Annotated in this window: 18 protein-coding genes and 1 riboswitch; of the genes, 7 read left to right on the top strand and 11 right to left on the bottom strand. The window is 75.6% G+C overall.

Annotated elements, in window-relative coordinates; translation table 11 throughout:
• The first annotated feature begins 210 nt into the window (after positions 1–210).
• Complete coding sequence (locus ABIE39_RS06620; RefSeq protein WP_354050972.1) at positions 211–876, top strand: Type 1 glutamine amidotransferase-like domain-containing protein; 666 nt, start codon at positions 211–213, stop codon at positions 874–876.
• An 80-nt stretch (positions 877–956) separates the two neighbouring features.
• Here the strand turns inward: ABIE39_RS06620 and ABIE39_RS06615 are convergent, their stop codons facing one another.
• Both ABIE39_RS06615 and ABIE39_RS06610 read right to left on the bottom strand, forming a co-directional pair.
• On the bottom strand, positions 957–2,627 hold the full coding sequence (locus ABIE39_RS06615) for a DHA2 family efflux MFS transporter permease subunit (protein ID WP_354050971.1): 1,671 nt from the start codon (positions 2,625–2,627) through the stop codon (positions 957–959).
• Positions 2,628–2,709: 82 nt separating this feature from the next.
• Positions 2,710–3,300 carry a TetR/AcrR family transcriptional regulator gene (locus ABIE39_RS06610; RefSeq protein ID WP_354050970.1) on the bottom strand — a complete coding sequence of 197 codons (591 nt, stop codon included), beginning with the start codon at positions 3,298–3,300 and terminating at the stop codon, positions 2,710–2,712.
• A 21-nt stretch (positions 3,301–3,321) separates the two neighbouring features.
• Here ABIE39_RS06610 and ABIE39_RS06605 point away from each other — a divergent pair, with 21 nt between their 5' ends.
• Positions 3,322–4,695, top strand: a complete 1,374-nt coding sequence (locus ABIE39_RS06605) for an MFS transporter (protein ID WP_354050968.1) — start codon at positions 3,322–3,324, stop codon at positions 4,693–4,695.
• On the opposite strand, the gene ABIE39_RS06600 is transcribed toward ABIE39_RS06605, so the two are convergent.
• Positions 4,590–6,071: a DNA polymerase IV gene (locus ABIE39_RS06600; protein ID WP_186810450.1), complete on the bottom strand. Its 1,482-nt coding sequence runs from the start codon at positions 6,069–6,071 to the stop codon at positions 4,590–4,592. The genes ABIE39_RS06605 and ABIE39_RS06600 overlap by 106 nt on opposite strands.
• A 141-nt stretch (positions 6,072–6,212) precedes the next feature.
• Between ABIE39_RS06600 and ABIE39_RS06595 the strand changes: the two genes are divergently transcribed.
• Positions 6,213–7,955, top strand: a complete 1,743-nt coding sequence (locus ABIE39_RS06595; protein WP_354050966.1) for a glycosyl hydrolase family 18 protein — start codon at positions 6,213–6,215, stop codon at positions 7,953–7,955.
• A gap of 142 nt (positions 7,956–8,097) precedes the next feature.
• Here ABIE39_RS06595 and ABIE39_RS06590 read toward each other — a convergent pair whose 3' ends face one another.
• From ABIE39_RS06590 to ABIE39_RS06580, 3 genes are read right to left on the bottom strand one after another with little or no spacing between them, the layout of a single operon-like run.
• Positions 8,098–8,793, bottom strand: coding sequence for a phosphatase PAP2 family protein (locus ABIE39_RS06590; RefSeq protein WP_074803200.1), 696 nt, complete (start codon positions 8,791–8,793; stop codon positions 8,098–8,100).
• Positions 8,793–9,491 carry a phosphatase PAP2 family protein gene (locus tag ABIE39_RS06585; RefSeq protein WP_175009278.1) on the bottom strand — a complete coding sequence of 233 codons (699 nt, stop codon included), beginning with the start codon at positions 9,489–9,491 and terminating at the stop codon, positions 8,793–8,795. The genes ABIE39_RS06590 and ABIE39_RS06585 overlap by 1 nt, the downstream gene beginning before the upstream one ends.
• A 55-nt stretch (positions 9,492–9,546) precedes the next feature.
• Positions 9,547–9,942, bottom strand: coding sequence for a RidA family protein (locus tag ABIE39_RS06580; protein ID WP_074803194.1), 396 nt, complete (start codon positions 9,940–9,942; stop codon positions 9,547–9,549).
• Positions 9,943–10,133: 191 nt separating this feature from the next.
• Here ABIE39_RS06580 and ABIE39_RS06575 point away from each other — a divergent pair, with 191 nt between their 5' ends.
• The gene (locus tag ABIE39_RS06575; protein WP_354050963.1) at positions 10,134–10,631 is read left to right on the top strand and encodes an NUDIX hydrolase; all 498 of its coding nucleotides are present in this window, start codon (positions 10,134–10,136) and stop codon (positions 10,629–10,631) included.
• A gap of 46 nt (positions 10,632–10,677) precedes the next feature.
• Here the strand turns inward: ABIE39_RS06575 and ABIE39_RS06570 are convergent, their stop codons facing one another.
• The 5 genes from ABIE39_RS06570 to ABIE39_RS06550 all read right to left on the bottom strand — a co-directional run bounded on the left by ABIE39_RS06570 (position 10,678) and on the right by ABIE39_RS06550 (position 15,602).
• Positions 10,678–10,806: a hypothetical protein gene (locus ABIE39_RS06570; protein WP_255179672.1), complete on the bottom strand. Its 129-nt coding sequence runs from the start codon at positions 10,804–10,806 to the stop codon at positions 10,678–10,680.
• A gap of 192 nt (positions 10,807–10,998) precedes the next feature.
• Complete coding sequence (locus tag ABIE39_RS06565) at positions 10,999–12,231, bottom strand: acetyl-CoA C-acyltransferase (RefSeq protein ID WP_354050961.1); 1,233 nt, start codon at positions 12,229–12,231, stop codon at positions 10,999–11,001.
• Between the two features lie 115 nt (positions 12,232–12,346).
• Positions 12,347–13,588, bottom strand: a complete 1,242-nt coding sequence (locus ABIE39_RS06560) for an acyl-CoA dehydrogenase family protein (RefSeq protein WP_144722003.1) — start codon at positions 13,586–13,588, stop codon at positions 12,347–12,349.
• A gap of 163 nt (positions 13,589–13,751) precedes the next feature.
• Positions 13,752–14,462, bottom strand: a complete 711-nt coding sequence (pnuC, locus tag ABIE39_RS06555; protein ID WP_209828685.1) for a nicotinamide riboside transporter PnuC — start codon at positions 14,460–14,462, stop codon at positions 13,752–13,754.
• Between the two features lie 150 nt (positions 14,463–14,612).
• Positions 14,613–14,736, bottom strand: a riboswitch (FMN riboswitch).
• A 107-nt stretch (positions 14,737–14,843) separates the two neighbouring features.
• Entirely contained in the window at positions 14,844–15,602 is a 759-nt protein-coding gene (locus tag ABIE39_RS06550; protein ID WP_354050958.1) for a TetR/AcrR family transcriptional regulator, read from the bottom strand.
• Positions 15,603–15,686: 84 nt separating this feature from the next.
• On the opposite strand from ABIE39_RS06550, the gene ABIE39_RS06545 reads away from it, so the two are divergent.
• The 3 genes from ABIE39_RS06545 (at position 15,687) to ABIE39_RS06535 (ending at position 20,663) form a co-directional block, all read left to right on the top strand.
• Positions 15,687–16,148, top strand: a complete 462-nt coding sequence (locus ABIE39_RS06545; protein WP_175009272.1) for an MOSC domain-containing protein — start codon at positions 15,687–15,689, stop codon at positions 16,146–16,148.
• 190 nt (positions 16,149–16,338) lie between these two features.
• Positions 16,339–17,910 carry a 3' terminal RNA ribose 2'-O-methyltransferase Hen1 gene (locus ABIE39_RS06540; protein ID WP_354050956.1) on the top strand — a complete coding sequence of 524 codons (1,572 nt, stop codon included), beginning with the start codon at positions 16,339–16,341 and terminating at the stop codon, positions 17,908–17,910.
• The gene (locus ABIE39_RS06535) at positions 17,907–20,663 is read left to right on the top strand and encodes a polynucleotide kinase-phosphatase (protein ID WP_354050954.1); all 2,757 of its coding nucleotides are present in this window, start codon (positions 17,907–17,909) and stop codon (positions 20,661–20,663) included. The genes ABIE39_RS06540 and ABIE39_RS06535 overlap by 4 nt, the downstream gene beginning before the upstream one ends.
• Positions 20,664–20,685: the final 22 nt, after the last annotated feature.

Raw genomic sequence — 20,685 nt, 5'->3', positions numbered from 1 at the left:
ACGTGCGGTTTCTCCCCGGTTCGACCTACGACGTCGAAGGCGACCATCCAAGACCACCGCTACCACCCGGAGGGCCCACCCGCGGAACCTGAGGCTGTCGGGCCCCTCGTTGTAACTCGGTCGCGCTGAGGCGTACGCCGACGACGTGGCGCGATGAGTTCCCTTCGTTCCGCGGTCTGCAGTGCAGACCGCGGGAGCCGAGGAGGACGCATGAAGCTGTTGCTCACGTCAGGGGGAGTTACGAACCCGACGATCGAGGGGGCGCTCGTCGGGCTGCTGGGTCGGCCGATCGGTGAGTGCTCGGCGCTGTGCATCCCGACGGCGTTGTACGGCCACCCGTGGGTAGGGCCGGGAAAGAACGCCCGGGACTTCATCACGGGGGAGTCGGACCACATGGCGGGGTTGGGGTGGGGGTCGGTCGGCGTGCTGGAGCTGACGGCGCTGCCGAGCATCCCCGCAGAGCGCTGGGTGCCGCTCGCCCGGGAGACGGACGTGCTGCTGGCCGCGGGCGGTGACGCGGGGTACCTGGCGTACTGGATGCGACGGTCGGGGTTCGCGGACCTCGTGCCGTCGCTCATCGAGACGGTCTACGTCGGGATGAGCGGCGGCAGCATGGCCCTGACGCCGCGCATCGGCGAGGAGTTCGTGGGGTGGGAGCCGGCCGACGGCGAGGACGCGACGCCGCTGGGGCTCGTCGACTTCTCGATGTTCCCCCACCTGGGCCACCCGGACCTGCCCGACAACACGGAGGCCGCGGCGCGGCGGTGGGCCGCCGCCCTGGGCGGGCGGGCGTACGCGGTCGACGACGAGACCGCCTTCGTGGTCGACGGCGCGGTCGAGGTCGTGTCCGAGGGCGTCTGGCACCGCCTGGCGTAACCCGTGCCGGCTCGACCCGGCCCTGGGCTCGGCGGGACCCCGCGCCGGCTCGACCCTCGCCCCGGCATCGGGCGCGACCCTCACGCCGACCGGCGCGACGCCCGCACGACGGCCGTCGCGGACGCGAGGCCGAGCACGAGGAACGCCCCGGCGACGAGCAGCGACCCGCGGGTCGCGTCGGCGAACCCGGACGCGAGCGCGTCGACGACCTCGGGTTCCTGCGGCCCCAGCTCGCCGTGGGTGCCCTCGGCGCGCAGTTTCGCGATGACGTCGCCGGCGGAGCCGCTCGTCGCGTCGGCGAGGCGCGTGACCTCGGCGTCGGGCAGGCCTTCGCCGTCGAGGGCCGCGGGTACGGCGCTCGCGAGCAGGACGGCGAGCGCGGTCCCGACGATCGCGGTCCCGAGCGCGGAGCCGACCTGCCGCGCCGTCGACTGCGTGGCGGAGCCCTGGCCGGACTCCTCGGCGGGGACCTGCACGAGTGTCGTGCTGGTGAGCTGCGCGGAGGCGAGGCCGAGCCCGACGCCGTAGACCACGAGGAGGACCGCGAGCAGCCACGGGGAGACGGTCGCGGTGACGGTGAGCGCGACGGCGGCGACCCCGACGATCTCGAGCGCGAGGCCGATGACCACGACGAGCGGGGCGCCGACGGCGGCGGCGAGGTGACGCGCCGACGCGCCGGAGAGGAACGCGCCGAGCGCCATCGCCGCGAGCACGAGCCCGGCGCCCATGGTGGACAGCGCGAGCACGTTCACGAGGAAGAGCGGCAGGACGAAGATGATGCCGAACTCGCCGACGGCGACGGTCGTCGCGGTGACGTTGCCCCACCGGAACGTCGGGATGCGGAACAGCGTGAGGTCGAGCAGCGCGGACCGCCGCACCCGCGCGCGGTGCCGCTCCCACACGACGAAGAGCACGAGCAGGAGCAGCCCGGCGGCGAGGAACACGGGGGTGGGCGAGACGGGCGCGGACGTCGGCCAGGTCGCCCCGAGCAGCTCGGCGTCCCCCTTCGGGCTCCACCAGCCGAACGTCTGGCCCTCGATGAGCCCGAACACGAGCGCGCCGAACCCGAGCGCGGACAGCAGGAGCCCGATGAGGTCGAGCCCGGGGGCGAACGCGTGCGCCCGGGTCTCGGGCACCCAGACGTAGGCGCCGACCACGACGAGCGCGCCGACGGGGACGTTGACGAGGAAGATCCACGGCCACGTGAACGACGTCGTGATCCACCCGCCCGCGAGCGGGCCGACCGCGGCGGCGCCGGAGATGACGGCGCCCCACACCCCGAACGCCGCGGCCCGGTCCTTGCCGCGGAACGTCGCGTTCACGGTCGACAGGGTCGAGGGCAGGATCGCGGCCGCGCCGAGGCCCTGGGCGAGCCGCCCGACGATGAGCGAGCCGCCGTCGTCGGCCGCGGCGGCGAGCAGCGACCCGGCGAGGAAGACGACGACGCCCGCCACGAGGAGCCGTCGTCGCCCGAGCCGGTCCCCGAGACGGCCCGACGAGAGCAGCAGCGCGGCCAGCACGACGGCGTACGAGGCGCTGATCCACTGCGCCTCGCTCAGTCCGAGGTTCAGGTCGGCGACGATGTCCGGGACGGCGACGGCGACGATCGTCCCGTCGATGACGACCATCGACAGCGCGACCGCCAGGACGACGAGCGCGCGCCACCGGTTGGCGTGGGCCCGCGGGTCGACGGCGGGTTCGTCGTCCTCGGGTGGTTCGGTCTGCGGCGCGTTCCCCTGCACGGACTCCACGGGGCCTCCCTGGTGTCGTGACGCGGCCCTGCGTCCAGGATCGCCGCGCACGCGGGGAAGCGCATCAGCAGCGCCGGGCAGGTCAGGCGCGGTGGCGCGCGACCGCCCCGGCTGCGAGGTCGCGCCACGGGAGGGGCGTCGGGCCGTCGTCGCCCGCGACGGCGCGGCGCGTGCGGGAGGCGAGCGCGCCGTCGTAGAGCGCGAGAAGCTCGGCCGCGAGGGCGTCCGGGTTCGCGGCGCCGGTCGCGGCGGCGAGGTCGCGCAGCCGATCGACGAGCAGGCGGGTGTCGGCGGCGAGCCACCGGAACGCGGGGTGCTCGGGGTCGGTGACCTCGACCGCGGCGGCGAGAAACGCGCAGCCGCGGGTGCTCGTCGCGGTGGGGAAGCCGTCGAGCGCGTCGAAGACGGCGAGCGCCCGCGCGTCCGCGTCGTCCCCGCAGCGGTCCAGCGCCGCGTCCCACGCGGCGCGCCAGCGCTCGTGCCGCCGCTCCAGGTAGGCCGCGACGAGGTGGTCCTTGCCGGCGAAGTGCGCGTACAAGGTGGCGGGGGAGACCTCGGCGCGGCGGAGCGCGGCGTCGACCCCGGTCGCCGCGATCCCGTGCTCGACGAACAGCGCTTCCGCGGCGTCGAGCAGGCGGTCGCGGGCCGGTCGGCGTGCGTTGGTCCGGGGCATGGGGATAGCGTAACGATCACTATGCTGAAACGATCGTTACACCCCGCCGCACCCGCCCCGGGCCGCCTGGTCGCCGCGGGCACCGGCCTCGTAGCGGTGACGTACGGCGTCGTCCGCTACGGGTACGGCCTCCAGCTCCCGACGCTCACGAGCGAGCTCGGCCTCTCGTCCGCCGCCGCGGGCGCGATCGCCGCCAGCAGCTTCGCCGCGTACTGCGCTGCCGCGCTCGGGGCGCAGCGCGCGATGGCCCGACGCTCCCCGCGCGCGGTCGTCTGGGCCGCAGCGGCGCTCGCCGCGGCAGGGGCGGTCCTGGTCGGGCTGTCGTGGTCGTCCGCGAGCCTCGCGGCGGGCGTGCTCGTCGCGGGCAGCGCCGCCGGTGCGGCGTCGCCCGCGCTCGTCGCCGTGGTCGGCGCGACGGTCGACGGCCGCCGGGCCGGGCGCATGCAGGCCGTCGTGAACTCCGGGACGGGCGTGGGCGTGGCGCTCGTCGGGGCAGCGACGCTCGTCGCGCCGGACGTCTGGCGGCCCGTGTGGTTCGCCGCCGCGGTCGGGGCGGTGGCCACGGCGGCGGTCGTCGACCGGAGCGCGCGCTGGCCCACGGCACCCGAGGCGCCGCCCGCGTCCCGCGGCGCGGGCGGGCGGTCGCTCGGGCGCGCCGGGATCGCGGCCGCGGTGGCCGGGATCGGCAGCGCTGCGGTCTGGACGTTCGGACGCGACCTCGTCACCGTGACCGGTGGCCTCCCCGGCCGCACGACGGCGGCCCTCTGGTGCCTCCTCGGCGTGGCGGCGGTCCTCGGTGCCCTGAGCGGCGACGCCGTCCGCGTGCTCGGCCTGCGCGGCGCCTGGGTCGTGACGGCCGTCGCGACGGCCGCCGGCACCGCCGCCCTGGCCCTCGCCCCGGGCAGCGTGCCCGTCGTGGCGGTGGCGGGCGCTCTCTTCGGCGGCGCCTACACCGCCCTGAGCGGCGTGCTCATCGCGTGGGGCACCGTGCTGCGCCCGCACGCCGCCGGGCGCGCGACCGCGACCCTCTTCGTCGCGCTCACAGGCGGGCAGGCGGTCGGCGCGCTCGCGACGGGCGGGTTGAGCGACGTCGTCGGGCCGCAGGCCGCGTTCTGGGTGGGCGCGGCGTTCCTCCTCGTCGCGGCCGGGGTCGTCCCGCGGCTGCCCGACGGCCCGGGGCCAGGTCCGCAGCGCGCCGAGGGCCCGGCGTCGGGCAGGACCGGGACGGGGACGGCAGGCCCGGACGGTGCGCGGACGCGCACCGCGTGCAGGGGCGCAGCGGTCCCTGGCTACGCGTCGTCGTCCGCGGGCGAGGTGCGCACGGGCTCGCCGTCCGGGCCGAGCGGCTCGACGAGCGCGAGCTCCTCCGCCTCCGGGTCGACCCAGCGCTGGTAGCCCGGTCCGGTCCGCGCCGTCTCGAAGCGGACCGCGACGCGGCCGTCGTCGCCGACGCGCACGACCCACCCGCGCCCGTCGGCCGGGGTCGCGACGTCGAGGCCGGGCGCGAGAAGGGCGGCCGTCGCCCGGACGGGCCCCGGGGCGGACGGCGGTAGCACCTGCTCCGCACCGGTCGCCCCGGCGTCGGCTGGCTCAGCGGCCAGAGCCTCGACGCCCACCGCCTCAGCACCCACCGTCCCGGCAGCGACCGGACCAGCAGGGTCCTCCGGCGCGTCCGTGCCGAGCGGGAGCATGAGCTGCGCGTGCTCCGACAGCGCGTGGAACGCGACCCCGAGCAGACGGACGGGCTCGGTGACGTCCGCGAGGCGGAGCGCGCGGTGGGCCGCGTCGCGGAGGGCGCCCTCGTCGGTCGTCGGGCGGGACAGCGTGACCGAGCGGGTGAGGGTCGTGAACGACGCGAGGCGCACCTTGACCACGACGGTGCGCGCCGCGACGGCGTGCCGCTCGAGGCGGGCGAGCGCGGCGTCGACCACGGGATCGAGCGCCGCGGCGATCGCGGACCGGCCGTGGAGGTCGGTGTCGAACGTGTGCTCCGCGCCCGCGGACTTGCGCTCACGGACCGTGGAGACCGGGCGGTCGTCCCAGCCGCGCGCGATCCGGTAGAGGTTGGTGCCGCCCGCCTCGCCCGCGACGAGGAGCAGCGTGTCGAGCGGCTGACGGCGCAGGTCGGCGACCGTGCGCACCCCGAGCTCGTCGAGCCGCGCGGCCGACACCGGACCGACGCCCCACAGCGCCCGCACGGGCAGGTCGAGCAGGAACGGGTCCTCGTCGTCGGCCCCGACGACCCGGACGCCGCCCGGCTTCGCGGCCTCCGAGGCGAGCTTCGCGACGAGCTTGGACCGCCCGAGCCCGAGCGAGACGGGCAGGCCGCTCAGCTCGCGCGCCCGCTCGCGGATCCCCGTGGCGAGCGCCTCGAGGTCGGTCTCCGGCCCGACGGCCGCGGCGACGTCGGCGAACGCCTCGTCGATGCTCACGGGCTCGACGAGGTCCGTCACCTCGCGCAGCGCCGCCATGATGCGGGCCGAGTAGGCCGAGTACGCGGCGAACCGCGGCACGACGACGACCGTCGACGGCGGGCACAGCCGCCGCGCCTGCTCCATCGGCATCGCCGAGCGGGCGCCGTACTGCCGGGCCTCGTACGACGCCGTCGCGACGACGCTGCGCGGCCCCACGCCGCCGACGAGCACCGGGCGCCCGCGCAGCGACGGGCGCTGGTGCTGCTCGACCGCGGCGAAGAACGCGTCGGCGTCGAGGTGCGCGATCGTCGGACGGGCGCGCAGCACGGGGGCGTGCGGCGCACGGTCGAAGCTCACCGCCCTACTCTGCGCCCTGCCACCGACAGCGGTAACAGTTTCGTTCGGACCCTGGCGTGACGGGGACGCGCGCGGGTATCTTGCAGGAGACCGAACAAATCCCGGGATCCCCAGCCCGGGCCGAAGAGCAACGAGGCCTTCATGACCGATCGATCGACACCCAGCGCGGCTGCCCCCGGCCGCTCGCTCGCCAGGACCTCGCCAGCGCGCTCGCGCGTGGTCGCGGCCTCCGCCGTCGTCGGGGCGCTCGCCCTCACGGCCGCCACCTTCGCGTCGCCCGCCGCGGCGGCGCCCCAGCCCACGACGAAGCCGGCGGCCTCCGTCGCCGGGCCGTCGGACATCAACGGGTTCCGCAGCGTCGGCTACGTCATGGCCGACTCGCGCGTGACCCGCGACTTCCACGTGGCCGACCTCGTGCGCACCGGAGCGATCGAGGACCTCACCCACATCAACTACGCGTTCGGCAACGTCACGACCGACCTGGTGTGCGACATCGCCGACGTCCCCGGCGAGGGCGACCCCCTCAACGACTTCGTCGCGGAGGTCCCCGCCGCGGACTCCGTCGACGGCAAGGCCGACAAGCCCGGCCAGAAGCTCGCCGGCAACTTCAACCAGCTCAAGAAGCTCAAGGCCGTCAGTCCGGAGACGAAGATCCTCGTCTCCCTCGGCGGCTGGACCTGGTCGGACAACTTCTCCGAGGCGGCGTCCACGGCCGAGGGTCGTACGCGGCTCGTCGACTCCTGCCTGGACCTCTACATCGACGGCAACCTGCCGGTCGTCGACGGCAAGGGCGGCCCCGGCGTCGCGGCCGGCATCTTCGACGGCATCGACATCGACTGGGAGTGGCCGGTCACCGGCGGCGAGACGGCGAACGCCCGCCCGGAGGACAAGGAGAACTTCCTGCGCCTCATGGAGGAGTTCCGCGCCGAGCTCGACGCGCGCGGCGCGACGACCGGCCAGGACTACCTGCTCACGGCGTTCGCGCCCGCGGGCGGCTGGAACGCGGGGCAGGGCGGCTGGCTCGACCCGCGCCTGTTCGCGGTCGTGGACTTCCTCAACGTCCAGGGCTACGACTTCCACGGCGGCTGGGTCCCGGACAAGACGGGTCACCAGGGCAACCTGCACCCCGACGGCGCGGAGAACTGGGGCCTCGGCCTCGACGGCGCGCTCGGCATGTACGTCAAGGCGGGCGCGGACCCGTCGCAGGTCAACGCGGGCCTCGCGGCCTACGGCCACGGCTGGTACGGCGTGAAGGACGGCACGAAGGGCTGGCAGCCCGCCGCCGGGTACGTCGGCACCAAGACGTACGCCGAGCTGCGCTCGTTCGGCGGGAAGAAGTTCTTCGACCCGAAGATCGGCGCGAGCTGGCTGTACAACGGTGACCAGTGGTGGAGCTACGACGACCCGGCGTCCGTGACGGCGAAGGCCGAGTTCGTCGCGACGCAGGGCTACGGCGGCGCGATGTGGTGGGACCTCTCCGGTGACTACCGCAACGAGCTCGGCAACGCCCTGGGCTCGACGCTGCGCGCGGCGACCCCGGGCCCCGGCGTGGCCGAGGAGTGCGCGGTGCCCTGGTACGGCACGGGCGTCTACACCGGTGGTGAGGTCGTCTCGCACGAGGGCACGGAGTACAAGGCCCAGTGGTGGACCCGCAACCAGGAGCCGGGCGCGAGCAACGCCTGGAAGAAGATCGGCCCCTGCGGCACCGCGCCCGAGGTCGAGGCGGCGGTCTGCGCCCCGGCCTGGTCGCGCGAGGCCGTCTACACCGGCGGGCAGACCGTGTCCCGTGCGGGCGTGAACTACACGGCCCAGTGGTGGACGAAGGGCGAGCTCCCCGGTTCCGTGACGTGGGGCTCGTGGAACCCGGTGGGTCTGTGCGCCTGATCTGACGGCTGGTCCGGGTGCCGCGCGCGCCCGGACCGCCCCCGCACGACGACGGCGGGCCCGGTCTTCGGACCGGGCCCGCCGTCGTCGTGGTCGGGGAGCGTTTCGTGGATCCGGCGCCGGGAGCGCTACCCCCAGGGTCTCAGCGCTTCGAGCGCAGGTCCCGGCGCAGGTAGTGCCACGCGAGGACGCAGCACACGATGCCGTTGAGGAGTCCCACGACGACGTCCGCGGGTCCGTGGGCGCCGCGGTAGAGCCGCGAGAGGCCGACGCCGAGAGGCACGAGGCAGCACAGCACCGTCACGACGACGCGCAGGACCGGGTTCGTGATGCGCTGCGCGAGCAGGGCGAGCGTCAAATAGAACGCCGCCGATGCGCCCGTGTGCCCGGAGGGGAAGCTGGACGTCGGGGGCGCCTCGTCGAGCCGCGAGACGTCGGGCCGCTCGCGCCCCACGACGATCGACGACGTGAGGAAGATCAGCGCCTGCAGCGCGACGGCGAGCGCGGGCACGAGGGCGAACCACCACTGCCGGGTGCGCCACCACACGAGCGCGACGGTGAGCAGCGTGCCGCCGATGATGAACTCGGTCGTGCCGATGAGGGAGAGCACGTCGGTGACGGTGTCCCAGAACGGCGTGCGCCGTTGCTCGAACCACCGGTTGACCGCGACCTCGCCCGGCAGGTCGCCGAGCGGCCCGGTGACGAGGAAGCCCGTCGCGACGATGACCACCCACAGCACCGCTCCCGGGAGGAACGCCCGCAGGCCGACGTCGCGCAGCACCTCCTTCGCCGTGGGGCGGGTCGTGTCGAGCTCGTAGCGGTGCACGAAGGGATGCATCAGACCTCGTTCCTGGGAGTGTCACCGGAGGGACGGCCGGACCGCGCGGCGGTCCACCCGTGGAAGCCGACGGCGGACGCCCCCGCGACCGCGCCGCCGAAGAGGATCCCGCCGACGACGTCGGACGGGTAGTGCGCGCCGAGCAGCACGCGGTCGGCCGCGGTGACGAGGGCGAGCGCCGTCGCGCCGCCGACCACCGCGACGCGGCCACGCCGCCCGAGCAGCGGCCAGACGAGCACGCTGAGCGTCACCCCGACCGCCGCCGCGTTCATCGCGTGACCCGAGGGGAAGCTCGCGCCCGGCACGGTCGACACGGCGTCCTCGAGGACGGGCCGCGCGCGGCCGACGACCTCCTTCGCGCCGAGCCCGAGGGCCCACGCGCCCCAGATGGTCCCGGCCGCCCAGGCCGCACGCGGCCCCAGGCCGTGGCGCCGCCACGCCCAGACGCACACGCCCATCGCGGCGAGGTTCATCCACCGTGCGGCGAGCGCCTCCTGCCCGACGAGGAGCGCGCGCTCGAGCGCAGGGCGCTCGCCGGCGAACCGGGTCGCCGCGGCGACGGCGGCGCGGTCCGCGTCCACGACGACCCCCGACTCCGCGCGCACGAGCCAGGCGAGCGCGAGCACGGGGAGCGAGGCCGCGACCCCGTACGCCGCGGCCCGCCACAGGGCGCGGTACGGGGTCCGGTCGGCTGGCACCCCCGGACAGTAGCGGCACCCCCGTGACGTCGCGCGCGGGAGCGGGTGCCTCGCGTCAGGCGGGGAGCGCCGCGACCGCCTCGATCTCGACGAGCGCGCCCGGCCGCGCGATCCCGACCCGCAGGACGGTCACGGCGGCGGGGTGCGGACCCCAGACCTCGCCGACGGCGGCGAAGCCCTCCATGAGGTCGGCCTCGGGGTCGAGGTAGACGGCGAGCCGCGCGACGTCCTCCGGCCCGGCGCCTGCCTCGGCCAGCACGGCGAGGACGTTGCGCAGCGCCTGCGCCGTCTGGGCCGCGATGCCGCCCTCGACGATCGCGCCGTCCGCGTCGGTGCCGTTCTGTCCGCCGACGTAGAGCGTGCGACCGGTCTCGACGATCGTGCCCTGCGAGAACGCCGGGTTGCGGTGCAGCCCGGCAGGATTGAGGTGCGTGACGCTCGGCGTGGTCATGGTCGTTCCCTCCTGCGGTCCCGGTCCTGGTGCTGCCGACGCTACGCCGTGCCTCCGACAGACCCCGACAGACCCCCGACATGCCCCCGAAGGTCCCCGACAGGCCCCCGGCACGCCCCCGAGACGCCCCCGGCGGGTGGTCCGCGCGGCTCCGACGGGCCGGTCCGGCGTCGGCTGTGTAGGAAGGAGGGGTGAAGCAGTCAGCAGGGCTCGTGCTCTACCGGTTCCGTGACGACGTCGTCGAGGTGCTCCTCGGGCACATGGGGGGCCCGCTGTGGGCGGGCAAGGACGCGGGCGGGTGGACGATCCCCAAGGGCGAGGTGGAGCCGGGGGAGGACGAGCACGCGGCGGCGCTGCGCGAGTTCGCCGAGGAGCTCGGCGTCCCGGCCCCCGCGGCGGAGGCGCCCGACCTCGACCTCGGCACCGTGCGCCAGCGTGCCGGCAAGCTCGTCGCGGCGTGGGCGCGAGAGGCGGACCTCGACGTCACCGCGATCTCCAGCAACACGTTCGCGCTCGAGTGGCCGCCGCGCTCGGGACGGATGCAGGAGTTCCCCGAGCTCGACCGGGCCGGCTGGTTCGCGCTCGCGCGGGCTCGCGGGCTCGTCGTCGCGGGCCAGGTCCCGCTGCTGGACCGGCTGGAGGAGCTGCTCGCGCGCGAGCCGGCGCAGAGCACGACGACCGAGGGATGACGAGAGCCCGGGACCGCGCGGCCCCGGGCCCGTCGAGCGGGAGGCGTCAGCCGAGCAGGTAGGGCGCCGCGGCGAAGCCTGCGGCGAGCCCGACGAGCGCGACGGCGACGGCGGACAGGTGCGAGCGGCGCGCACGGCTCGCGGTACGGCGGGCTGCGTCGGTCACGGTGGTCATGACGGTCCTCTCATGGGGGGCGGTTCCAGGGAGAGGGACCACGTCAGACGCGATCCATGACGCGAAACCCGGCCGTCGTGGCGCGATCTGCGTCACACCGCGGCCGCCGAAACGCGCCAACCCTGGTGCAGCATCGTGCACCAGGGTTGGTCGGCTCGCGCGGCGGAGCCCCGACGGGGCCCGCCCGGAGGGTCAGGCGCGCAGGACGAGCGCGTCCCCCTGGCCGCCGCCGCCGCACAGCGCCGCCGCGCCGACGCCGCCCCCGCGGCGACGGAGCGCGAGCGCGAGGTGCAGCGCGAGCCGAGCGCCCGACGCGCCGACCGGGTGGCCGAGCGCGATGGCGCCGCCGTCGGCGTTGACGACGTCCGCGTCGATGCCGAGGTCCGCGACCGACTGCAGCGCGACGGCGGCGAACGCCTCGTTGATCTCCACGAGGTCGAGGTCCGCCGCGGCGATCCCCTCGCGCTTCACGGCGGCCTCGACGGCCCGCGCCGGCTGGGAGTGCAGCGAGTTGTCGGGCCCCGCGACCTGGCCGGCCGCACCGATCTCGGCGAGCCACGGCAGACCGTTGCGCTTCGCGAAGGCGCGGCTCGCGACGACGACCGCCGCCGCGCCGTCGGACAGGGGCGAGCTCGACCCGGCGGTGATGGTCCCGTCCCGCACGAAGGCCGGGCGCAGGCGCTCCAGGGCCTCGAGCGTCGTGTCGGCGCGCACGCCCTCGTCGTGCTCGACGACGACCGGCTCGCCCCGCCGCTGCGGCACCTCGACGGGGGCGATCTCCTCGGCGAGCCGCCCGGCGTCGCGCGCCGCGGCGGCCCGCTGGTGCGAGCGCAGCGCGAACGCGTCCTGCTCGGGGCGGCCGATGCCGCGCGTCGCGCAGCCGCGGTCGGTGAGCTCGCCCATGACCTCGCCGCTGAACGGGTCGTTCAGGCCGTCGTGCGTGAGCGAGTCGGCCATCGTCACGTCCCCGAACGCGAACCCGGAGCGCGACCCGACGACGAGGTGCGGCGCGTTCGTCATGGACTCCTGGCCGCCCGCGACGACGACGCTCGCCTCGCCCGTACGGACCAGCCGGGCCGCGTCGATGATCGCGGTGAGGCCCGAGAGGCACAGCTTGTTGATCGTCACGGTGGGCACGTCCCAGCCGAGGCCCGCGAGGATCGCGGCCTGGCGCGCGGGGCCCTGCTTGGCGCCCGCCTGCACGACCTGCCCGACGATCACCGTGTCGACCTGCTCCGGCGCGACGCCCGAGGCTGCGAGCGCGCCGCGGATCGCGTGCGCGCCGAGCTCGGCCGCCGAGAGCGAGGCGAGCGCGCCGCGGAAGCGCGCGAAGGGGGTGCGCGCGCCGTGCAGGAGGACCGGGGTGACCTCGTCCTCGGGGGTGACGGCGGCGGCGTCGGGCAGGGGTCTGGCGTCGGTGCTCATGGGACTCCGATCCGGGGAGGGCGAGGAGACGGGGCGAACAGGAAGGAGCCCCGGCGCCGCGAGGAGGGGCGAGCGGCGCCGGGGAGCGGAGGGAGGGCGTGCGCCCTCGGGACCGTCAGACGAACGCGGAGACGCCCGTGATGTCGCGCCCGACGATGAGCGCCTGGACCGACTCGGTGCCCTCGTAGGTGTGCAGGGCCTCGATGTCGGCGAAGTGCCGCGCGACGCGGTTCTGGAGCAGGATCCCGTTGCCGCCGAGCAGGTCGCGCGCGCTCGCCGCGACCTCGCGCGCCCCGCGGGTGCACGTGTACTTCGCGAGCGACGCCTGCGGGCCGGTGAGCGTCCCCGCCTCGTCGAGCCGCGTCATCTGCGCGACGAGGAGCTGCAGCTGCGTGATCGTCGAGAGCATCCGGGTGAGGCGCTCCTGCACCATCTGGTTCGCGGCGAGCGGGCGCCCGAACTGGACGCGCTGCTTCGCGTACGCGACCGCGGCCTCGTAGCACGCGACCGCGTGCCCGACGGCGGCCCACGCCACCCCGAGGCGCGTCGCGAAGAGCACGCGCGAGGTGTCCTTGAACGACCGCGCGCCCGGCAGGGCGTTCTCGGCGGGGACGAACACGTCGTCGAGCACGACGTGCGCCTGCCAGATCGCGCGGAGCGACACCTTGCCTGTGATGGTCGTGCCCGTGTAGCCCGGGGTGTCCTGCGGCACGACGAACCCGTGGACCTGACCATCGCCGTCGTCGCCGACGAGGCGCGCCCACACGACCGTGATGTGGCCCGACGACCCGTTGCCGATCCACTTCTTCTCGCCGTTCAGCACGTAGCCCTCGACGCCGTCGCGCGTCTCCTTGCGCGCCGTCGTCTCGAGCGAGACGGAGTCCGAGCCGTGGGTGGGCTCGGTGAGCGCGAACGCACCGAGGATCTCCCCGCGCGCCATCGGCTCGGCGTACTTCGCCCGCTGCTCGTCGGAGCCGAGCATCTGGATGCTGCGCAGCGCGAGACCGCCCTGGACGCCGCAGATCGTCGCGACGGAGCCGTCGCCGCGCGACATCTCCATGGCGGCGAGGCCTGCCGCGAGCTGGCTCACGTGCGGACGACCGTCGACGTCGACACCGTCGCGCAGCAGGTCGAGCTCGCCCATGCGCTTGACGAGGTCGAACGGGACCTCGGCACGCTCCCAGTAGTCGTCGATGACGGGCAGCACCTCGTCCTGGACGAACTGCCGGACGCGCTGCAGGTGGGCGCGGTCCTCCTCGGTCGCGTCGGCGAACGCGCCGGCGTAGTCGAGGTCGAGCGGGGTCGCGAGGTCGTAGGTGGGCTCGGTGACGCCGGGCATGATCGGGGTGGTGGGCATCGGTGCTCCCCTGGGAGGGCGGCTGCGGTCGGTCGACCGTCCTCGACGCGGTTGCCCGGGGTGCAGGCCCGGCGTCGGCGGCGGTCCCTCCCATAGTGCAGCGATACCCCGTCTCAGTCAATCGAGACGGGGTATCGAGGTGGCTGGTCAGGGAGGTCGCGGGTCAGGCGGGCGCGCCCGCCGCTGCCGCGTCCGCCTCGGCTGCGGCGGCCGCGCGGCGGTTGACGCGCCACCACACGAAGAACCCGACGAGCGTGAACGCGCCGTAGAACACGTACATGAACGCGGACGCGTAGAAGCCGGCCGAGATCAGCAGGGGCACGCCCACGATGTCCACGGCGACCCAGACGAGCCAGAACTCGACCCAGCCCTTCGCCATGCCGTACGTCGCGAGCAGCGAGCCCATGAAGATCCACGCGTCGGCCCAGACGGGCTCGTACGACTCGAGCGCGCGGAACACGGGGGTCAGCAGCGCCGTGCCGCCCACGAGCGCGACGACGAGGAACGCGCGCTGGCGCCACGACGCCCAGCGCGGCACGACGGCGACGCCGTGGCTGTCCGCGTCGGCGTCGCCGAGCCGCGCCTGGGTCTTGCGCCACTGCACCCACCCGTACACCGAGACCACGACGAACATGACCTGGCGACCGGCCTGGCCGAGCAGGTTGACGGGGTTGGGCGTCGCGAACACCGCGCCGAGGAACACCGTGAGCAGCAGCAGGTTGCCGACGATGCCCACCGGCCACGCCCACACCTTGCGCCGCATGCCGCCCAGCGCCGACGCCAGGCCGAACCCGTTGCCCACGATCTCGCGCCACAGCAGGTGCTGGCCGCCGATCGTCAGCTGCGCGTCGAACAGCGCGTGGATCAGGTCCATCGGATGTCCTCGTCCTCCCGGGCACGAGCGCTCCGGGGTGAGGGCGGGCGGCGGGGCCGGGCGACGAGGGCCCGACGGCGTCGCTCACCACGGCGAGACCGCGCCCCGTCGCGCGGGCTCGCGAGAGCCCGGCCGAGGACGGCCGCGCCGCACGTGCTTCCTCCCATCCGGACTGTCACCGTCGGTCCTGGAGTTCCACCAGGTCAACCGCGCGTGGGCGCGGGTCGCGGACTGTCACCGCCGGCTCGGAATTGCACCGACCCCGGAGCACGTTCGTGCGTACTGCGTTCTGCAACCGCCGATGCTACTCGCGCATTCCCCGGGCACGGGACTCGCACCGCACCGTCCCACGGACTGGAAGGCGGGGCGGGGCGGGAGGGGTCAGGCCAGGGCGTCGCGGACGGCGCGCGCGACGTCGTCCGCGACGTCCTGCGCGTCCGCGTCCGCGTCCACCACGGTCACGACGACGCGGCGCGCCGCGGGCACGCCGTCCCCGCTGCGCTCCTGGGCGGCGCCGTCCGGCGCGGCGTACCGGCCGACGGCGGCGCGGCGCAGGTCCGCGAACGCCTCCTCGAGCTGGGGGCGCAGGTCCTGCTCGGGGGAGCGCAGCCACCGGCGCAGGAGCGCGTTGTGCACCGCGACGACGGACGCCGCGAACGCGATGGACGCCGTCGAGCGACGCTCGTCCGGCGGGAGCGCGTCGCGCAGGTACGCCGTGAACGCGCGCTCGTAGCGGTGGGTCGTGACGAGCTCGCGGTCGCGCAGGGCGGGCACCTGCTGGAGGAGCTGCCAGCGGGCCAGGGAGGTCTCGCGCTGCCCGACGTGGTGGTCGAACACCAGCCGCGCCGCGCGGCACACCTCGAGGTACGGGTCGACCGTCGGGTCGGGCGTGAGGTGACCTTCGGCGTCGGGCACGGGCCGCGTCGCGGCGAGCATGACGACGACCTCGTCGAGCAGGAGCTCGTGGTCCGCGAAGACCACGTCCTCCTTGGACCCGTAACGGCGGAAGAAGGTGGCGCGGCTGACCTGGGCGGCGTCGGCGATCTCCTCGACGGTCGTCTGCTCGTAGCCCTTGCGGGTGAAGAGCTCGATCGCTGCGTCGACGGCCTGGGCATGGGTGCGGCTGCGGACGTCGGTCATGCACCGGACGGTACACCGGTACCCGGCGCTCGCCCGGCCCGGGGGCGGTGGCCCGGCGGCGGCGCCGGGTGCGAGGCTGGTGCCATGCCGGACCAGCCCCGCGTGCACGCGATCCACGTCGCGAAGGCCCGTCGGCTGCCGACGCGGGTCGTCGCGTCGGTCGAGGCCGAGGAGGGCAGGGGCCTCGTCGGCGACCGGTACCACGGGTCGAAGCACCGGCACGTGACGATCCAGACGCTCACCGACCTCGCGGCCGCCTCCGCGGACCTCGGGCACGAGATCGACCCCGGTCTCACGCGGCGCAATGTCACGCTCACCCACGGCGACCTGCCCACGAAGCCCGGCTCGTTCCTGCGGATCGGGGACGTCGAGCTCCAGGTGCTGCGGATCGCCGCGCCGTGCCGGCTGCTCGACGACTGGATCGCGCCCGGCGCGATGCGCGCGATGCACGCGCGGGGCGGCGTCGTGTGCCGTCTGCTGTCGTCCGGCACGGTCCGGGCCGGCGACGTCGTGGTGTGGGACGAGGCGGCCGCCGGCGGGGCGTGAGCCCCGGGGCGGCCTCCGGTCCGACGGTGGCCGGGCGCGTGCCGTGGCAGCGGCGCCCGTGCTTCGACGGTAGACCCGGGATGGCCCCCGCGTCGACGGCCGGGGCGGGTGAGACGACGGCCGTCCACAGGCCCGGAGGTCGTCCACAAACCCGGTGCCGTGTGCCCCGCCGGGTGGCACTATGGCGGCCATGCTCGTGACCCTCGCCGCGACGGCGTCCCCCGGGACGCTCGACGACGCCACCGACCTCGGCTACCTGCTGCACAAGCACCCGGACCGGGCGCAGGTGTTCGACCTTCCCGTCGGCCGCGCGCACGTCTTCTACCCCGAGGCGACGGCGGAGCGGTGCGAGGCCGCGCTCTTGCTCGAGGTCGACCCGGTGGGGATCGTGCGGAACAAGCGGTTCGGCGGCGGCGACGCGTTCGCGCTCGCGCAGTACGTGAACGACCGCCCGTACGCCGCGTCGTCGATGGTCGCGGTCGCGCTCGGCAAGGTGTTCGCGACGGCGATGAGCGGCCGGTGCGACGCACGACCGGCGCTCGCGGACGCCCCGATCCCGCTCGACGTGCACCTGCCGTCCCTCCCGTGCCGCGGCGGTGCGGACCTCGCGCGCCGGCTGTTCGAGCCGCTGGGCTGGAGCGTCACGGCGACGGCGGAGCCGCTCGACCCGACGGTGCTGGCGTGGGGCGCGTCGCGCTACGTCGACCTGCGCCTGCGCGGCACCCGTCGGCTCGCGGACGCGCTCGCGCAGCTCTACGTGCTGCTGCCCGTGCTCGACGACGCGAAGCACTACTGGGTCTCGACCGACGAGGTGGACAAGCTCGTGCGCGCGGGCGGCGGCTGGCTCGCGGACCACCCGGAGCGTGCGCAGATCCTGCGCCGCTACCTCGCGCACCAGCGCCGCTACGTCGAGGACGCCACCGCGCGTCTCGCCGCGCTCGACGGGGACGTCCCCGAGGAGGACGCCGCACCCGCCGCCGGCACGCCGGCCGGCGCCGTCGCGTCGTCCGACGTCGGCCCGCAGGGCGCCCCGACGCGGGCCGGCGCCGTCACGGCGGGCGACGCCGAGGGTACGCCGGAGCCGCCGCTCGCGCGGCAGCGGGCCGACGCGGTGCTCGCCGCCCTGCACGACGCCGGGGCGCGGACCGTCGTCGACCTCGGGTGCGGCGAAGGCGCGCTCCTGCGCCGCCTCGCCGCGGACCGGACCTTCACGCGCGTGCTCGGGACCGACGTGTCGGCGCGCGAGCTCGAGCGGGCGGCGGCGCGCCTGCGCCTGCACGAGGCGAGCGACGCGGAGCGCGAGCGGGTGCGGCTCGTGCAGTCGTCGCTCACGTACGTCGACGACCGGGTGGCGGGGTTCGACGCCGCGGTGCTCATGGAGGTCGTGGAGCACGTCGACCCGTCGCGCCTCGACGCGCTCACGGCCGCGGTGCTGGGCCACGCCCGGCCGCGGACCGTCGTCGTGACGACGCCGAACGCCGAGTACAACGTCCACTACCCGAACCTGCTGGACGGGCCCGGGCGCGCGCTCGTGCGCCATCCCGACCACCGGTTCGAGTGGACGCGCGCGGAGCTGCGCGCGTGGGCGGACGCCGCGGGGGAGCGCTACGGGTACGCGGTCGAGCTGCGCGACGTCGGCCCCCTCGCCCCCGACGTCGGGGCGCCCACCCAGATGGCGGTGCTGACCCTCGTCGGGGACGCGGCGTCGCCCGACGCCGCGCGGGCCCCGGCCGCGGCACGGACCACGGAGGAGACCCGATGACCGGGCAGGCGACCGAGAGCGCGAGCCCGACCACGGGCGCGACGCCGACCCCGGCCCCGACCACAACCTCGACCCCGACCCCGACGCGCGAGCTGCGGGTGCCCGCGTCCAGCCTCGTGGTGCTCGTCGGCGTGTCCGGCTCGGGGAAGTCGACCTTCGCGCGCGAGCACTTCGGGCCGTACGAGACGGTGTCGTCGGACGTGTGCCGCGGGCTCGTGTCGAACGACGAGAACGACCAGGCGGCCACGCGGGCGGCGTTCGAGGTCCTGGAGACCATCGTGTCCAAGCGGCTGGAGGCGAACCTGCTCACCGTCGTCGACGCGACGAACGTGCAGCGCGAGGCCCGCGTGTCGCTCGTCGCGCTCGCCCGCGCGCACGACGTCCTGCCCGTCGCGATCGTCCTCGACGTGCCGGAGAAGGTGGCCGTGGAGCGGAACGCGGCGCGGGCGGACCGCGGGTTCGGCGCGCACGTCGTGAAGCGCCAGCGCGCGGCGCTGCGGTCGTCGCTGAAGAGCCTCCAGCGCGAGGGCTTCCGCACCGTGCACGTGCTGCGCGGGGCGGACGAGGTGGCGGCGGCGCGCATCGTGCGCACGCCCCTGCTCACCGACCGTCGCGACGAGCATGGTCCGTTCGACGCGATCGGCGACGTGCACGGCTGCCTCGACGAGCTGGTGACGCTGCTCGGGGCGCTCGGCTACGCCGTCGTGCGCGACGACGCCGGCCGGCCCGTCGACGCCGCGCACCCCGAGGGCCGGCGCGCGATCTTCCTCGGCGACCTCGTCGACCGCGGGCCCGACTCCCCGGGGGTGCTGCGGCTCGCGATGGGCATGGTCCGTGCGGGGCACGCGCTCGCGGTGCCGGGCAACCACGAGCACAAGCTCGTGCGGGCGCTCGGCGGGCGCGACGTCACGGTCTCCCACGGCCTCGAGACGACGCTCGCGCAGCTCGCCGAGGAGCCGGAGGAGTTCCGGCGCGAGGTCGAGTCGTACTGCCGCGAGCTCGTGTCCCACCTCGTGCTCGACGACGGCCGCCTCGTGGTCGCGCACGCCGGGCTGAAGGAGTCCTACCAGGGCCGCGCGTCGGGCCGCGTGCGCAGCTTCGCGCTGTACGGCGACACGACCGGCGAGACCGACGAGTTCGGCCTGCCCGTGCGCTACCCGTGGGCCGACGACTACCGCGGCCGCGCCACGGTCCTCTACGGGCACACGCCCACCCCCGAGGCCGAGTGGGTCAACAACACGATGTGCCTCGACACCGGGTGCGTCTTCGGCGGGAAGCTGTCCGCCCTGCGCTACCCGGAGAAGGAGGTCGTGCAGGTGCCGGCCGCACGCGAGTACTACGCGCCGGCGCGCCCCTTCCTGCCCGACGGCGCGGCCGGCCACGGAGCGCCCGCGCGCGCGGACGACCTGCTGAGCGTCACGGACGTGCTCGGCCGCCGCGGCGTCGAGACGGCGACGCACGGGCGCGTGACCGTGAGCGAGGAGCAGGCGGCGGGGGCGCTCGAGGTGATGAGCCGGTTCGCCGTGGACCCGCGCCTGCTGCTCCACCTGCCGCCGACGATGAGCCCGGTCGCGACCTCGACGCTGCCCGGCCTGCTCGAGCACCCGGACGGCGCGTTCGCCGCGTACGCGCGCGACGGCGTCGACCGCGTGGTGTGCGAGGAGAAGCACATGGGGTCGCGCGCCGTCCTGCTCGTCGCGCGCGACTCGGGGCCGGGTGGCTCCCGCGTCGTCGCCGAGCGGTTCGGGATCGAGGCGCCCGGTGCCGTCCACACCCGCACCGGGCGGTCGTTCCTCGACGGCTCGACGACGGAGCTCCTCCTCGCGCGGGTCGCCGCGGCCCTGGAGGCGGCCGGGACGTGGGACGCGCTCGGTGCCGACTGGGTCCTGCTCGACGCCGAGGTGCTGCCGTGGTCGCTCAAGGCCGACCAGCTCCTGCGCGACCAGTACGCGAGCGTCGGCGCGGCCGCGCGAGCCGTCATGCCCGCGGCGCTCGGGGCCCTCGCCGCGGCCGAGGCGCGGGGCGTCGACGTGGGCGACCTCCGTCGCCGGACGGCGCGGCGCGCGACCGACGCCGGGCTCTTCGTCGAGGCGTACCGGCGTTACCGCTGGGACACGGGCGCGGCCAGTGCTGCGGGCACAGGCCCGGTCGGTGACGGTGCGGGCGCCGACCCGCTGCGAGGCGTCCAGGTCGCCCCGTTCCAGGTGCTCGCGAGCGGGACGGCCGGGAGGCCGGGCTCGCCGGAGATCACGGGAGCGACGTACGCCGACCGCGACCACCTGTGGCACCTCGGCGTCGCGGACGCGCTCGTCGCCGCGGACCCGGCGCTGTTCCGGGCGACGCGGCGCGTGGTCGTCGACCTCGCCGACGACGCGTCGCGCGCCGAGGGCACGACGTGGTGGGAGGAGCTCACGGCGACCGGGGGAGAAGGGATGGTCGTCAAGCCGCTCGCCAACCTCGTGCGGCGGCGCGGGGCGCCGGGCAAGGGCGGCGGGCTCGTCCAGCCCGGCCTCAAGGTCCGCGGTCGGGAGTACCTGCGCATCATCTACGGCCCCGAGTACACCGAGGAGCGCAACCTCGAGCGCCTGCGCGAGCGGTCGCTGGGACGCAAGCGCTCGCTCGCGCTGCGCGAGTACGCGCTCGGTCTGGAGGCGCTGGACCGGGTCGCACGCGGCGAGCCGACCTGGCGCGTCCACGAGCCGGTGTTCGCGGTGCTGGCGCTGGAGTCGGAGCCGGTCGACCCGCGGCTCTGAACCGGGTCGCCCCGCAGCGGGC

This window comes from Cellulosimicrobium sp. 4261 (assembly GCF_040546915.1).
GTDB classification, from domain to species: domain Bacteria; phylum Actinomycetota; class Actinomycetes; order Actinomycetales; family Cellulomonadaceae; genus Cellulosimicrobium; species Cellulosimicrobium cinnabarinum.
Note: the sequence above shows the minus strand (reverse complement) of the source record. Positions and strands in the feature narration are given on the sequence as shown.